Annotated in this window: 15 protein-coding genes; 8 read left to right on the top strand and 7 right to left on the bottom strand. The window is 63.0% G+C overall.

Annotated elements, in window-relative coordinates:
- Positions 1-5 precede the first annotated feature (5 nt).
- Genes cbiD through mrdA form a run of 5 tightly spaced genes read left to right on the top strand, consistent with a single transcriptional unit; the run spans position 6 to position 5,565 of the window.
- Positions 6-1,115, top strand: coding sequence for a cobalt-precorrin-5B (C(1))-methyltransferase CbiD (gene cbiD / locus TX72_RS00225; RefSeq protein ID WP_042502724.1), 1,110 nt, complete (start codon positions 6-8; stop codon positions 1,113-1,115).
- 36 nt (positions 1,116-1,151) lie between these two features.
- Positions 1,152-2,738, top strand: coding sequence for a glutamine-hydrolyzing GMP synthase (gene guaA, locus TX72_RS00230; RefSeq protein ID WP_011126925.1), 1,587 nt, complete (start codon positions 1,152-1,154; stop codon positions 2,736-2,738).
- A 52-nt stretch (positions 2,739-2,790) separates the two neighbouring features.
- Positions 2,791-3,402: a DUF8672 family protein gene (locus tag TX72_RS00235; RefSeq protein WP_011126926.1), complete on the top strand. Its 612-nt coding sequence runs from the start codon at positions 2,791-2,793 to the stop codon at positions 3,400-3,402.
- A gap of 9 nt (positions 3,403-3,411) precedes the next feature.
- Entirely contained in the window at positions 3,412-3,774 is a 363-nt protein-coding gene (locus tag TX72_RS00240) for a hypothetical protein (protein WP_011126927.1), read from the top strand.
- Positions 3,775-3,777: 3 nt separating this feature from the next.
- Positions 3,778-5,565: a penicillin-binding protein 2 gene (mrdA, locus tag TX72_RS00245; protein WP_011126928.1), complete on the top strand. Its 1,788-nt coding sequence runs from the start codon at positions 3,778-3,780 to the stop codon at positions 5,563-5,565.
- A 3-nt stretch (positions 5,566-5,568) separates the two neighbouring features.
- On the opposite strand, the gene TX72_RS00250 is transcribed toward mrdA, so the two are convergent.
- The 4 genes from TX72_RS00250 to TX72_RS00265 all read right to left on the bottom strand — a co-directional run bounded on the left by TX72_RS00250 (position 5,569) and on the right by TX72_RS00265 (position 9,091).
- The gene (locus tag TX72_RS00250) at positions 5,569-6,714 is read right to left on the bottom strand and encodes a glycosyltransferase family 4 protein (RefSeq protein ID WP_011126929.1); all 1,146 of its coding nucleotides are present in this window, start codon (positions 6,712-6,714) and stop codon (positions 5,569-5,571) included.
- Between the two features lie 13 nt (positions 6,715-6,727).
- Positions 6,728-7,924, bottom strand: coding sequence for an NAD-dependent epimerase/dehydratase family protein (locus TX72_RS00255; RefSeq protein ID WP_011126930.1), 1,197 nt, complete (start codon positions 7,922-7,924; stop codon positions 6,728-6,730).
- A 73-nt stretch (positions 7,925-7,997) separates the two neighbouring features.
- Positions 7,998-8,171 (bottom strand): photosystem II assembly protein Psb34, encoded by a 174-nt coding sequence (gene psb34, locus TX72_RS00260; protein WP_011126931.1) that lies wholly within the window; start codon positions 8,169-8,171, stop codon positions 7,998-8,000.
- 95 nt (positions 8,172-8,266) lie between these two features.
- Positions 8,267-9,091 (bottom strand): thiazole synthase, encoded by an 825-nt coding sequence (locus TX72_RS00265; protein WP_011126932.1) that lies wholly within the window; start codon positions 9,089-9,091, stop codon positions 8,267-8,269.
- 51 nt (positions 9,092-9,142) lie between these two features.
- Here TX72_RS00265 and TX72_RS00270 point away from each other — a divergent pair, with 51 nt between their 5' ends.
- The gene (locus tag TX72_RS00270) at positions 9,143-9,694 is read left to right on the top strand and encodes a hypothetical protein (RefSeq protein WP_011126933.1); all 552 of its coding nucleotides are present in this window, start codon (positions 9,143-9,145) and stop codon (positions 9,692-9,694) included.
- Between the two features lie 23 nt (positions 9,695-9,717).
- Here TX72_RS00270 and TX72_RS00275 read toward each other — a convergent pair whose 3' ends face one another.
- From TX72_RS00275 to rpmI, 3 genes are read right to left on the bottom strand one after another with little or no spacing between them, the layout of a single operon-like run.
- Positions 9,718-10,233 carry a tetratricopeptide repeat protein gene (locus TX72_RS00275; protein WP_011126934.1) on the bottom strand — a complete coding sequence of 172 codons (516 nt, stop codon included), beginning with the start codon at positions 10,231-10,233 and terminating at the stop codon, positions 9,718-9,720.
- Between the two features lie 9 nt (positions 10,234-10,242).
- Entirely contained in the window at positions 10,243-10,590 is a 348-nt protein-coding gene (gene rplT / locus TX72_RS00280) for a 50S ribosomal protein L20 (RefSeq protein WP_011126935.1), read from the bottom strand.
- Between the two features lie 40 nt (positions 10,591-10,630).
- Positions 10,631-10,828, bottom strand: coding sequence for a 50S ribosomal protein L35 (gene rpmI, locus TX72_RS00285; RefSeq protein ID WP_011126936.1), 198 nt, complete (start codon positions 10,826-10,828; stop codon positions 10,631-10,633).
- A gap of 58 nt (positions 10,829-10,886) precedes the next feature.
- Between rpmI and TX72_RS00290 the strand changes: the two genes are divergently transcribed.
- Together TX72_RS00290 and TX72_RS00295 are read left to right on the top strand one after the other, a co-directional pair.
- Positions 10,887-12,434, top strand: a complete 1,548-nt coding sequence (locus tag TX72_RS00290; RefSeq protein WP_011126937.1) for a SpoIID/LytB domain-containing protein — start codon at positions 10,887-10,889, stop codon at positions 12,432-12,434.
- A 24-nt stretch (positions 12,435-12,458) separates the two neighbouring features.
- Positions 12,459-13,781 (top strand): glycosyltransferase family 2 protein, encoded by a 1,323-nt coding sequence (locus TX72_RS00295; RefSeq protein WP_011126938.1) that lies wholly within the window; start codon positions 12,459-12,461, stop codon positions 13,779-13,781.
- Positions 13,782-13,832: the final 51 nt, after the last annotated feature.

Here is a 13,832-nt window from a genome sequence, read left to right on the forward strand (position 1 = left end):
GTCCCATCGCATCCTCTGCTTCGAGCGGCACATCCGGTGGCCTCACCTTGCCGGTGTGGGTGGCCTCAGCGGCGCGGGCAGCCCTGCGAGCGCTGTTGGGGCATCCGTTTGAGCCAAATCAGCAGGTGGTGCAGCCCGATGGTGGTGAGCCTCTACTGGTGCCGGTGCGTTCGGCGGCTCGGTTGAGCGACGACCAGGCCCTGGCCATCAGCCGCTGTGATCCCGGCCCAGGGTTGGACCTCACCCGCGATCTGGAGATCTGGGTGCGCGTCGCCTGGACCCCCAGTGCGGATCAAGGCCTTGTGCTCATGCCCGGTGAGGGGGTCGGACGGATTGGTGCCGGGGGTGATGCCTGCCTGTCGACCTATGCCCGACAGCTGCTGGAGTGCACCCTGCTGCCGTTGTTGCCTCCCGGGCAGGGCCTGGAGGTGGAACCGGTGCTGCCCCGCGGTCGCAGCCTGGCGGAGCGCACCAGCAATGCCGCCTTCGGTGTGGTGGATGGCTTGGCACTAATCGGAACCCAGGCGGAGGTGCAGCAGAGCGCGGCACCGGAGCAGTTGGAGCAGGTGCTTCGTGAGCTTCGGGCTCTGGTGGCCGATCCGGGCTTTGGCGGGTCTGTGGCGCTGGTGATCGGTGAAAACGGTCTGGATCTGGCGCGGCGGGCGGGGCTATCGCCACTGCTGAAGGTGGGTAACTGGCTTGGACCGGTGCTGGTGGCTGCTGCGGAAGCCGGTGTGAAGGATCTGTTGCTGCTGGGTTACCACGGCAAATTGATCAAACTGGCTGGTGGCATCTTTCACACCCACCACCACCTGGCAGACGGCAGGTTGGAGGTGCTGACGGCCCTGGGGCTCGACGTAGGTCTCAGCCTCGAGGAGCTGCGTCACCTGCGTGCCGCAGCATCGGTGGAGGATGCATTCCAACGCCTGAATCCTGAAACGGCGATGGATCTAGGGCGGTTGCTGGCGGCGACGGTGGAACAGCGCAGCCAGGCTTACATCGCCCGCTATGGCGATTGGTCCTTGCGCATTGCGGCCGTTCTGTTTGACCGGAGCAGGACGCTGCGCTGGCGTGGGCCGATGGCGGAAGAGCGCTTCTTTACGCTGCAGGATTGACGCTCGACCCAGAGCGACAGACACCTTTCAGGAGCGATGTCCCAGTCTTCGTCCGACGGTCAGCGTCAGCCGGCCATCGTCATCCTTGATTTCGGCTCCCAGTACTCGGAGCTGATCGCCCGGCGCGTGCGCGAAACCGAGGTGTTTTCGGTGGTGCTCGGTTACAGCACCTCAGCGGAGGAGTTGCGGGCGATGCAGCCGAAGGGGATCGTCCTCAGCGGCGGTCCCAGTTCGGTGTACGCCGAGCACGCGCCCCTCTGTGATCCGGCGATCTGGGAGCTGGGCATCCCGGTGCTGGGGGTCTGTTACGGCATGCAGCTGATGGTGCAGCAGCTGGGAGGTGTGGTGGAAGCTGCCAGCGGCAAGGCCGAATACGGCAAGGCACCGCTGGAGGTGGATGATCCCACCGATCTGCTCACCAACGTCACCGGTGGATCCACGATGTGGATGAGCCATGGCGACTCGGTGAAGGCCCTGCCCGAGGGATTTGTTCGCCTGGCGCACACCGCCAACACCCCGGAAGCCGCGGTTGCCCATCTGCAGCGTCGCCTCTACGGCGTCCAGTTCCACCCCGAGGTGGTGCATTCCACCTGCGGCATGGCTCTGATCCGCAATTTCGTATACCACATCTGTGGCTGTGAGCCGGACTGGACCACCAGCGCCTTCATCGATGAGGCCGTCGCGGTGGTGCGGGAGCAGGTGGGCGAGAAGCGGGTTCTGCTGGCCCTGTCCGGTGGAGTCGATTCCTCAACCCTCGCTTTCCTGTTGAAGAAAGCGATTGGTGATCAGCTCACCTGCATGTTCATCGACCAGGGCTTCATGCGGAAAGGGGAGCCGGAGTTCCTGATGGACTTCTTCGATCGGAAGTTCAATATTCATGTGGAGTACATCAATGCCCGCCAACGCTTCATCAGCAAGCTGAAGGGGATCACCGATCCGGAGGAGAAGCGCAAGATCATCGGCACGGAATTCATCCGTGTGTTCGAAGAGGAGAGCAAGCGCCTCGGACCGTTCGACTACCTGGCGCAAGGAACCTTGTACCCGGATGTGATCGAAAGCGCCGGTACCAATGTCGATCCCAAGACCGGTGAGCGGGTGGCGGTGAAGATCAAGAGCCACCACAACGTGGGCGGTTTGCCCAAGGATCTGCAGTTCAAGTTGGTGGAACCGTTGCGCAAGTTGTTCAAGGACGAGGTGCGCAAGGTGGGGCGTGCCCTGGGCCTGCCGGAGGAGATCGTCCGCCGCCATCCCTTCCCCGGCCCTGGCTTGGCGATCCGCATCCTGGGGGAGGTCACCGACGAGAAGCTCAACTGCCTGCGGGATGCCGACCTGATCGTGCGGGAGGAAATCCGCGAGGCCGGGCTCTATCACGAGATCTGGCAGGCCTTCGCCGTGTTGCTGCCCGTTCGCTCAGTCGGGGTGATGGGGGACAAGCGGACCTATGCCTGGCCGATTGTGCTGCGCTGCGTCTCCAGCGAAGACGGCATGACCGCCGATTGGTCACGGTTGCCTTACGACCTGATGGAGACCATCTCCAATCGCATCGTGAATGAGGTGAAGGGGGTGAACCGGGTGGTGCTGGATATCACCAGCAAACCGCCGGGCACGATCGAGTGGGAATAGGGCTGGATCCAGTGGTCCGGGGTCGATATCTTGGGCCACCGGCTTCCTTGACGTGACGGCGACCCAACCGCAGGACCTGCAGCTGCAACGGCGTTTGCAGCAGGACAGCATTCAGCTGGGTGGTCGCACCGTCTACCTGAACCCATTTCTGTACTGGCGACGGTTCGACAGCAACACCGACCGCTGGCTGCGGGAACCGGGTCAGCTGACGGAGGATCAGATCACCGCCAACCGCCGTCGCTTCTACCCCGAACTGGATTGGGGTGAGCTGGATGACCACCAGACCGCTGTCCATGACGGTGCGGTGGAGATGTTCCTCAAGAGCCTCGATCTGATCAGCACCTTCCACCCCGAGCTGGGGTCCGGCCAGATGCTCGAGGTGGAGCGCAAGATGACGATCACCAAGAAGAAGGCCTTCGAGCGCTGGGTGGATAAAGCGCTGCGTCGCCGCAGCCGCGAGGAGGTTCGTGAACAGCGCCGCTTTGAGCGCAACCGCACCTGGCAGGCCTGGCGGGAGTGGTTCGGCATGGACACCACCCACAAGGCCCTGGTGCCGATGGTGATGCTGATGGTGCTCAGCGCGGTCGGGGGCTGGTCACTTGGGGCCAGTCCGTCGGCCTGCCCGACACTCACCCTGCCGTCAGGACAGACTGGAGTTCGCTGAACAGGCCCCATGGCCGCCGAATCCGGCTCGGACAATCCCCTCGACCAACTGCGTCTGTCGCTGATGCAGGAGATTTTGCCTGTGGGTTTGGCGGTGGTGGAGCGGGCCCGTCAGGGGGGGCCATCGAAGGTGGTGCAGGCCTTCACGACGGGGTCCGCAGACCCGTTGGATGATCTGCGCCAGGAGGGAGAGCCCACGGCCCGCAGTGTGCGCGAACAGCTTGATGCCGTCAGCCCTGGACTGGGTAATCCTGTGATGCCCGTGGCGGTGTCTGTTGAGGAACCCGAAGATGAGCGGGAGGAGTTGTTGGTCACCTTGCAGCGCATTGATCAACGCCTGGCAGCCCTGAAGGCTCAGCTCCAGGGCGACTGAACTGTGGCGGGATCGATCCAGCAGCGGCAGACCGGCCTACGTCAGCAACCGTTGGTGCTGTTGCTGGTGGTGCTGCTGTTTTGCGGCGCCATGGTGAGCCGCCTGGTGTGGATGCAGTTGCTGGAGGGCGCTCGTTACCGGGAATTGGCTGATGAGAACCGCATCCGTCTGGTGCCGCGGTCGCCGATCCGTGGACGTTTGCTGGATCGTAAGGGACGGGTGTTGGCCACAAGCCGACTCAGCTATTCGTTGTATCTCGAGCCACGGTTGGTGGGAGACGCGGACTGGCCGGATCTGAGGGATCGTCTGGCGCGGCTGCTGAACCTCGACCCGGCCAAGCTGGATCGGGAACGTCAGCGCGGACCGGATCGGGATGGATATCGCACCACCCTGGCCCTGGATCTACGGCCAGAGCAGGTGCTGCGCTTCCGCGAGCAAGCGCTTGGTCTCAAGGGGGCCCAGGTGGATGTGGACATCCTGCGCAACTACCCCCATGGCACCCTGGCCGCCCATGCCTTGGGATACACCCAGCCGATCACGGAATCGGAGTACGAAACCCTTGCCGAACGGGGTTACAGAATCCGCGACCGCATCGGACGCACGGGGGTGGAAGCGGCCTATGAGTCCCATCTGCGCGGCAAGTGGGGCGGTCAGATGCTGGAGGTGAACGCGATGGGGGAGGTGCAGCGGAATCTGGGTGATCGCCCGTCGGTGGCGGGGCAGGACCTCACCCTCACGTTGGATCTCGATCTGCAGCAGGCGGCGGAAACAGCGCTGGCGGACAAGCCGGGTGGGGCGGTGGTGGCCCTTAATCCCAAGGATGGCGCCATCCTTGCGCTGGCGAGCAAACCGGGATTTGACCCCAACTTTTTTTCCAAGCTGATCACCACGCAGAAGGAATACGACGCGCTCTTTTCCAATCCAAAGAAGCCATTGCTGTCTAGGGCGATGAACCCCTACGACCCCGGCAGCACCTGGAAGCCAGTGACGGCGATGGCGGGGATGGAATCAGGCAAGTTCCCGCCGGACATCAAGTTGCACACCACGGCTTGCATCATCTACGGCGGCCATTGCTTCCCCGATCACAACGGTGTTGGATTCGGCCATATCGGGTATGCCGATGCCCTGCGTTTCTCCAGCAATACCTTCTTCTATCAAGTAGGAGTCGGTGCCGGGTCCAAGGCGCTGAAAAGGGCGGCTGATCAGCTGGGCTTTCAACAGAAGACCGGTATTGAGATCGGCTGGGAGGAAAGTGTCGGATTGGTGGGTGATGAGACCTGGGCCGCGGCGGGTCGTGGCTGGGCGAAACCGGGGACGGTTCCCTGGATTCCTGAGGACATGGCCAGTGCGTCGATCGGTCAGTCTGTGGTGCAGATCACGCCGCTGCAGCTGGCCCGTGCCTACGCGGTGTTTGCCAACGGCGGTTGGCTGGTGACACCGCATCTGGCCCAGGGAACCACCGACTGGCTGGATGCTGATCACCGCCGCAAGGTGCCGATGAAAGCGTCCACGTTGGCCACGATCCGAGCGGGGTTGCGCAAGGTGGTGTCGGCGGGAACGGGGTTTGGACTCAACGGACCAGGCATTCCACCAGCAGCCGGCAAGACAGGCACCGCTGAGGACAGCACCGGCGGTCCGGACCATGCCTGGTTTGGTTCCTATGCCCCCTATCCCGATGGTGAGATTGTTGTGGTCGCTTTCGCTCAGAACACCCCTGGCGGTGGATCCGTGCATGCCCTGCCGATGGCGAAAGCGGTCCTGGCGGAATGGAACCGAACCCGTGAGGACTAAAGGTCAGGCCGCCGCGCTGAGCTCTCGCTCCAGCACCTGCCGGTAATAGCCACGCAGCTGTTCGGTTGCTCCAGCCCAGCCCCAGCGTTCCGCTTCGGAGCGGGCGGCACTGCGCAGGCTCTGGCGCTCGGCGGCGTTGCCCAGCAGGCGTTGGCTGGCTTCGATCAGGCTGGCGGCACCGCCATCGGCGCCATCGGGTTCATAGAGGCAGCCATTCACACCGTCGCTAATGATGTCAGGGATTCCGCCGCGGTTGGCGCCCACCACGGGGCAGCCTGCGGCCATGGCCTCCAGCAGCACCAGGCCAAGGGTTTCCGTGCTGGAGGGGAAGAGGAAGGCATCGCCGCTGGCGTAGGCACCGGCGAGTTCTTCGCCGGCCAGATATCCCACGAAGGTGGTGGCGGTGCCCTCGAAATGCTTTTCCAGTTGCTGGCGATGCGGACCGTCGCCCACCAAAGCCAATCGGGCGTCCGGAAGGGTTTCCAGTACCGGACGGATCCGTTCGATCTGTTTCTCGGCAGACAGCCGGCCCACATACAACAACAGGGCGCCGCGGTCGTCATGGCCCCCCAGGAGTCGCGCTCGCATCGTGTCTGAGCGCAGTTCGGGACGGAACAGGTCGGTGTCGACGCCCCGCTGCCACAAGTCAGTGTTCTGAATGCCTTTGTCGCTCAGTTCCTGCACCATGGCGGTGGAGGTGCAGAGGTTGAGCAGCGCTTGGTTGTGGGCGGCCTTGAGCAATTCCCACAGCAGGGGTTCGAGCATGCCCATGCCGTAGTGCTCGAGGTACTTCGGCAGGTGGGTGTGGTAGCTGGCAATCAGCGGAATCGATTTGCTTTTCGCCAGCCAGATGCCCCCCAGGCCCAGCACGGCGGGGTTGACGACGTGGATCAGGTCCGGTTGAAAGCTGTCGATCGCTTCGGAGACGGCAGGCCGTGGCAAGGCCAGCTTGAGCTCGGGATAGAGGGGGAGCGGCATGGCGGGCACGCCGATCAACCGGGCACCCATGTACTCATCCGGACAACCCTCCGGACAGAACACGATCACCTCATCACCGGCCTCCACCAGATGCCTCACTGTTTTGGTGAGGCGGGTGACGATGCCATCCACCTTCGGCAGGAAGGTTTCGGTGAAGAAGGCGATTTTCACGGGCTGAACCGGATCAGGAGGCGGTGCCGATGGCTTGTGCCTGGGTCTTAGTCCAGGCAGAGGTGCAGAGGATGCGGTTGCGGTCGCAGCGGTCGGCGAAGCGGGTGGCGATTTCCACCACTTCCTTCAGCAGTCCGTCATCGAGGGTGGTGGGATTGAGACCCAGCTCGATAAAGCAGCGGTTGTCCACGATCAGGTCGTTTTCGACGGCCTCATTGCGGGGGTTGGGCAGGTTGTTCACCTGCGCACCGGTGAGGGCGGCCACCTTCTTGGCCAGTTCGCCCACCTGGTGGCTTTCCGTCATCTGGTTGAAGATCTTCACCCGCTCGCCCTGGGTGGGGGGGTTCTCCATAGCCAACTGGACGCACCGCACCGAATCGCGGATGTGAATGAAGGCACGGGTCTGGCCGCCGGTGCCATGCACCGTGAGGGGGTAACCGATGGCCGCTTGCATCAAGAAGCGGTTCAGCACCGTGCCGTAGTCGCCGTCGTAATCGAAGCGGTTGGTCAGGCGTGGGTCGCGATCGGTGGCGTCGGTGTTGGTGCCCCAAACGATGCCCTGATGCAGATCTGTGATCCGGACCTTGTCGTTCTTGTTGTAGTAAAGGAAGAGAAGCTGATCCAGCGTCTTCGTCATGTGATAGACGCTCCCCGGGCTGGCGGGGTGAAGGATCTCCTCCTCGAAACGGCTGCCGTCCGGCTGGGGAACTTCCACCTTGAGGTAGCCCTCGGGGATGGTGGCACCGCGGTGGGAGCCGTAGCCGTAGACGCCCATGGTGCCCAGGTGCACCACATGGATGTCCTGCCCGCTTTCCACGATGGCGGCCAGCAGGTTGTGGGTGCCGTTGACGTTGTTGTCGACGGTGTAGCGCTTGGTGGCGCTGCTTTTCATCGAATAGGGCGCGGCCCGCTGTTCGGCGAAATGAACAATCGAGTCCGGCTTCTCCTCCAGCAGCAGATCCAGCAGCCTCTGATATTCGTGGGCGATATCCATGTGCACGAAGCGCATCGGCTTGCCGCCGATCTCCTCCCAGGCCTTCAGCCGTTCACCAATGCTGACGATCGGCGTGAGCGACTCAACCTCCAGATCGATGTCGATCTTCCGGCGACTGAGGTTGTCCACGATCAGCACGTCATGGCCCTGATCCGCCAGGTTCACCGCACAGGGCCAGCCGCAAAAGCCGTCACCGCCGAGAACGAGAACTTTCACCCCAAACTCCTGCTGGAAAGAGCGGAACGCTCATTCCAGGCAAGCTACTACAGGGATTTTCGTGGGCTGCAGTTCAGCTGATGGCAACGGTCACTGCCATCAAGCCAGCCACGAGCACAACACCACCGACCATCATCAGAAGTGAGCTGCGACCGCGGCTGCGGCTGGTCTCCAGGTCCATCACCTCCATGCGGGGTTCCTTGGCGAAGGCGTTGAGGCGTCCGCCGTCTTCTGTGGTGACCTGCATGGGTCTGATGCGACTGGACGGACGCTATGGGTCCAATTGCTCAGCGACCGTCAATGTGTCGCAGGCTTCATGTCACTTCATGTCTCTTCACTGAATCAGCTGCTGACCAGGCCGGTCGTAGGCGAACTGGCGGAGGCCTCCTCGCGGCGGGGAAGCCGGCCGGCGCAGAAGGCTGTTCGTCCAGCGATCACGGCCTGACCCATGGCCTCAGCCATGGCGGCAGGGTTTCTAGCTAAGGCGATTGCACTGTTCACCAGCACAGCGTCGGCACCCATTTCCAGGGCTTGAGCCGCTTCGCTGGGCACACCGATGCCGGCATCGACGACTACCGGCACCGAGGCGTTTTCGATGATCAGAGCGATGTTGGCGGCATTGTTCAATCCCTGGCCTGATCCGATGGGCGAGCCGAGGGGCATCACCGTGGCGCAACCGGCGTCCTCGAGGTGCTTGGCCAGCAAGGGATCAGCATTGATGTAGGGCAGCACGGTGAAGCCTTCGTTCACCAGTTGTTCAGCTGCCTGGAGGGTGCCGATCGGATCCGGCAGCAGATGACGGCCGTCGGGAATCACCTCCAGCTTCACAAAGGTGTTGTCCTCCTGACCAGCCAGCTTCGCGAGTTCACGGCCAAGCCTGGCCACCCGTACGGCCTCCTCAGCATTGGTGCAGCCCGCGGTGTTGGGCAGCATCCAGATGCGTGTCCAATCGATGGCTTCCATCAATCCGGCGTGGCCGGCTGCCACGGCCTGCACACGGCGCACCGCCACGGTGACCATCTCGCAGGCAGACCGCTTGATGCTCTGTTGCATCACCTCCATGGAGGGGTACTTGCCGGTTCCGGTGAACAGCCGACTGTGGAAGCGGCGGCCGCCAATGATCAGGTCATCGCCCTGGGCCAGGGAGATGGGTGGGTTGGGAACCATGACGCGTCTGAGCAAAAGGGCCTACCGTGGCTCCATCATCCCTCGCGCTTCATGCCTGTCCTGCTCGCCATGGATCTTCCGGTCGGCAGTCAGGTGCCGTTCCAGAGCAACCCACAGCTTCCGCTGGATCCGATTCAGCTGGCGATCCCCCTGGAGATCGACGACGGCAAGGTTGAGAGCTTCGATCCCGTCGCACGGGCCCAAGAACTGGCGACGACGCTTCCACGCACTTGGTGCGGGACATTTGAGCCTTTTGATGGCAATCCCACCGTTGATGTGACGTTGGAGCTCAGTGCCGTCACGGCGATCGGTCAGATGGTTGACCTGCGCGGCAGCATGACCATGGGGTCAGTAACCACACCGGTTCAGGGCAATCTCCATGCCAAATCAGATCAATTGGATCTGATTCCCCTCGGAGATCCGTTGATTGCCGGTGTTGAGCCTGGCGGTCTGTTTCTCGGTCTCCAGGGTTTCAGTCCCACCGGCTGGCAATCACCTCGTTTGATCAATACCGCTGACCCCAGCACAGGTGTTGGTGGCCGCTTGGCCCTCATGAGCAGCTGCCAGGCTGAGACGCCTGTGCCAGTCCAACCACTCTGGTGAAGACTGGGTGATCGTTGAATCGATCAGACCCGTTTTTCAAGCTTTTTGACAGCTCGTTTCGCTGTCTGGTTCTCAGGTTCGATCTCCAGGGTGCGCCGATAAAGCGTCAACGCCTCTTCTGTCTTGAGCAGCTTGTCCTGGGCATAGCCCAGATTGTTTAAAGCCACCGGGTAGTTCGGTTTGGCCTTGAGAGCAAGTTTGTAGTGCTTGCTCGCTTCCTCGTAGTTCTTCTGAGCAGCTAAAGCAAAGCCCAGGGCATTTTCAATCACGGCCCGAGCCTCATCGGGTTCATCACCCAGACGTTTCAACGCCTGTTTGAGCGTTGCTGTGGCCTGGGGATAAAGCCGTTTGCGCAACTGAACGGAGCCGAGTTCGTAGAGATCGGCTGCCTGTCGAGACTTGGCCGTGCCGGATTGTTCCAACTGTTGCAGCCGTGATTCGTCACGACGCACGCGGAGCAATTGCCTGCCGACCACCACCGCGGCGATGGCCAGCAGGCCGACCAGGCCCAGCAGGTAGGTCTGGGGCAGCAGATTCACAGCGCTGAATCAGCCTTTGGCGGTGGCGACCACGTTGCTGAAGCTGCCGGGATCCACGACAGCCAGCTGCGCCAGCATCTTGCGGTTCAGGCGAACGTCGGCCTTTTTCAGGCCACCCATCAAACGGCTGTAGCTCACACCATTGATGCGTGCTGCTGCATTGATGCGAGCAATCCAGAGGCGACGGAAATCGCGCTTGCGGCGACGACGGTCGCGGTAGGCGTTGCACAACGCCTTCATCACCCGCTGATTGGCGGTGCGGAATTGGGTTCCGTTGCCGCCGCGGAAGCCACGGGCAAGCCGCAGGATCTTGTTACGGCGCTTACGGGCGACGTTGCCTCTCTTGACGCGAGCCATGACGTTGGAAGGGTTGAATCAGATCGGGACGGAAAAAGCTTCAGGCGTACGGAAGCATGCGCACCACCCGCAGTTCGTCGGTCTCATGAACCACAGCCTTGGTGGCGAGGTGACGCTTCTGCTTGGGGGTCTTGTGGTCCAGCAGGTGGTTGCGGAACGCACGACGACGCGTGAATTTGCCAGTGCCGGTTGCCTTGAACCGCTTGGCGGCAGCTTTGCGGGTCTTCAGCTTGGGCATTGCTCTGCTCGTCCTGGCACAAACAACAAGAATACGCCTCGATGTGCCCCTCCACCCAATGATCCGGTTGCTGGCCCTGACAATGCTGCTGTGGGTCGCATCGGGTTGCCGCGCCCAGGTGAGCCCGCCTCCCCTCGAATCCCAGCGTTCCGTAGACGTCCAACAGCCGCTCACCCATCGCCCGGTGGCCGTGCCACCGGCGGTGACTGGGCGACAACCGCTGCTGTGGGTGTCGTTGGCGGCCCATCTGGGCGCTCGCGCTGATGCGGCACCACTCACGCTGACGGCTGCATCCGGCAGCCTCAGCCTGGAGGACCGTTCCGGACGGCGATGGTCGGCAGCGTCGGTTCAGATCAGCTGGCGCTCCGTTCCTTTGGAGCAACCGATGGCGTTGGCCCGTCGGGTGGCGGGTCCGTTTGCCAGTTTTGAGTCGGCGGAGCGGGTGGCGCTGCGTTGGCGGGCGCTTGGGGTGGCCGCTGAGGTGGCCCATCCGGCTGACTGGGAGGTCTGGGCGCCGGCGGGGGCTCCGGCTCCAGGGGGTCTGCCGGTGCGGGATTGGTCCAGCCGAATGGAGTCCAACGTGGAGCCGGTGCTGCAGCTGCCGGAAGGGGGGACGACGCCGAAGGGCCCGCTGCAGATCGATGCGCCCGGGGGATTGCGTTGGGGCAAAGGGGTGTTTCAGGGTCCGTTCCGTTTGCAGCGGGATGCCTACGGCAGCTGGACGCTGGTGGAACAGGTGCCCTTGGAGCGTTACCTCGAGGGGGTGGTGCCCCATGAGATCGGCGCGGGTTCACCGCCGGCGGCACTGCAGGCCCAGACCGTGTTGGCTCGAACCTGGGCCCTGGCCAACAGCCATCGTTTTCGAATTGATGGTTATCACCTGTGCAGTGACACCCAGTGCCAGGTGTACAGCGATCCCCGGCAGGCTGGGTCAGCGGTGCGGCAGGCGATCACCGCGACCCAGGGGCGACTGCTCAGTTGGCAGGGCAAACCGATCAGCGCCGTGTATCACGCCACAAACGGTGGTGTGATGGCAGCGGGGCCTGAGGCCTGGGCGATGGACGCTCAGCCTTACCTGAAGGCGGAGGCGGATGGTGATGCCGGCTGGCAGCAGCGCCATGGGTTGCCGTTGCAGCAGCGCTCTGCGGTGGCCAGCCTGCTGGCGCAACGCGAAGGGGCCTATGGCAGTGCCCACCCTCGTTTTCGTTGGACGCGAACCTTGACGGCAAGCGGGATCCGCCAGGCCCTTGGAGCGTCTGCTGCCGGATTGAATGGACCATTGCAACTGGACGTTCTGGAGCGGGGCCGCAGTGGAAGGGTGCTGGCCTTGCAGGTGGCCGGCAACGATGGTGGTGCGCCGGTGGTGCTGAAGCTCGACCGGATTCGCCGCACTATTCGGCGTCTGCCCAGCACTCTGTTCGTGATTGAGCCGCAGGGTGATCAGCGTTGGTTGGTGCGGGGTGGCGGCTTCGGTCATGGGGCCGGACTGTCCCAGTCGGGTGCCATTGATCTGGCCTGGCGCGGCTGGTCCACCGAGCGGATCCTGGCCCACTACTACCCAGGGACTGTCTACGGCCCGCTGCTTCCAGCGCTGGAGTCCCCTTAGAGTCCTGCCCACCTGAGTGGTTGCATGGCGTCCACCCCTGGATCTGGTGATCACCGCAGGGTGAAGTCGGCAGCTTTCCTGTTCGCCTGCGGATGTGCCGGTGCGGCACCCCACTGGCTGGATCCGATGCGATCGCTGTGGCCGGCCATCAGCCTGGCGATGCTTCTGGGCGGATATGGGTTGCGCACCGTGCTGCGCGCTGATCTGAAGCGGGGAGATACGGCTGAGACTGTTGAGTTCGACCGGGGATCGTTGCCCAGCCTGGATGTGGTGGTGGCGGCCCGCGATGAAGAGGGCGTGGTCACGCGCCTGGTGGAGCGGTTGACGGCGCTGCGTTACCCCGCTGATCGCCTCACTACCTGGGTGATTGACGATGGCAGCTTGGATCGCACTCCCCAGTTGCTGGATCAACTGGCGGAACGTCATCCTGGGTTGAACGTGATCCACCGGCCGCGCAATGCCGGCGGTGGCAAGTCCGGTGCATTGAATACAGCACTGGCTCAGCTGAGCGGCGACTGGTTGCTGGTGTTGGATGCCGATGCCCAGTTGCAGGAGGATCTGCTGGAGCGGCTGGTGCCCTATGCCCTCGATGGCGGCTGGTCAGCGGTGCAATTGCGCAAGGCGGTGATTGATGCCGATTGCAATTGGCTGACGCGGTCGCAGGCGATGGAAATGGCCTTGGATGCGGTGATTCAGACCGGACGTCTGGCTTCCGGAGGCATCGCAGAACTGCGGGGCAACGGTCAGTTGATTCGTCGTTCGGTGCTGGAGGAGAGCGGCGGTTTCAATGAAGACACGGTTACCGACGACCTGGATCTGAGCTTCCGCCTGCTCACCCACGGCGCGCTGGTGGGCATGCTCTGGGATCCGCCGGTGCAGGAGGAGGCGGTGCCGGGCTTGAAGGCCCTGTGGAAGCAGCGGCAGCGTTGGGCGGAAGGCGGTTTGCAGCGCTTCTTTGATTACTGGCCCACGCTCACATCAGCGCAGCTGACGTTGCGACAGCGATGGGATCTGGCCTGCTTCTTCCTGCTCCAGTACTGCCTGCCGGTGCTGTCGTTTGCCGACCTGAGTACGAGTGTGATCAGCCGTACTGTGCCCACGTACTGGCCGTTGTCGTTTGTGGCGTTCGGGGTGTCGGGCCTGGCGTACTGGCGCGGTTGTCGTGGACGCAATGAGGGGCCGTTGATTCCAAGGCCTGGTGTGTGGCACCTGCTGGTGGCGATGGTGTATCTGAGCCACTGGTTTGTGGTGATTCCGTGGGTGACGTTGCGGATGGCATTGCTGCCCAAGCGTTTGGTCTGGGCCAAAACCAGCCACGGGGGCGAGCAGGTCACGGCTGGCGCCTGATTGGCACGATATTTCATCGATCTCTTAACCAAATAATAGAGATATCGTGCC

It is taken from the genome of Parasynechococcus marenigrum WH 8102 (assembly GCF_000195975.1).
GTDB classification, from domain to species: Bacteria; Cyanobacteriota; Cyanobacteriia; order PCC-6307; family Cyanobiaceae; genus Parasynechococcus; species Parasynechococcus marisnigri.

Coding starts and splice junctions, on each gene's coding strand:
- rplT (WP_011126935.1), bottom strand. CDS start 10,590: ATGGCTCGCGTCAAGAGAGGCAACGTCGCCCGTAAGCGCCGTAACAAG.
- TX72_RS00290 (WP_011126937.1), top strand. CDS start 10,887: ATGATCCGGTTGCTGGCCCTGACAATGCTGCTGTGGGTCGCATCGGGT.
- rpmI (WP_011126936.1), bottom strand. CDS start 10,828: ATGCCCAAGCTGAAGACCCGCAAAGCTGCCGCCAAGCGGTTCAAGGCA.
- TX72_RS00265 (WP_011126932.1), bottom strand. CDS start 9,091: ATGGTTCCCAACCCACCCATCTCCCTGGCCCAGGGCGATGACCTGATC.
- guaA (WP_011126925.1), top strand. CDS start 1,152: ATGTCCCAGTCTTCGTCCGACGGTCAGCGTCAGCCGGCCATCGTCATC.
- TX72_RS00270 (WP_011126933.1), top strand. CDS start 9,143: ATGCCTGTCCTGCTCGCCATGGATCTTCCGGTCGGCAGTCAGGTGCCG.
- psb34 (WP_011126931.1), bottom strand. CDS start 8,171: ATGCAGGTCACCACAGAAGACGGCGGACGCCTCAACGCCTTCGCCAAG.
- TX72_RS00240 (WP_011126927.1), top strand. CDS start 3,412: ATGGCCGCCGAATCCGGCTCGGACAATCCCCTCGACCAACTGCGTCTG.
- TX72_RS00295 (WP_011126938.1), top strand. CDS start 12,459: ATGGCGTCCACCCCTGGATCTGGTGATCACCGCAGGGTGAAGTCGGCA.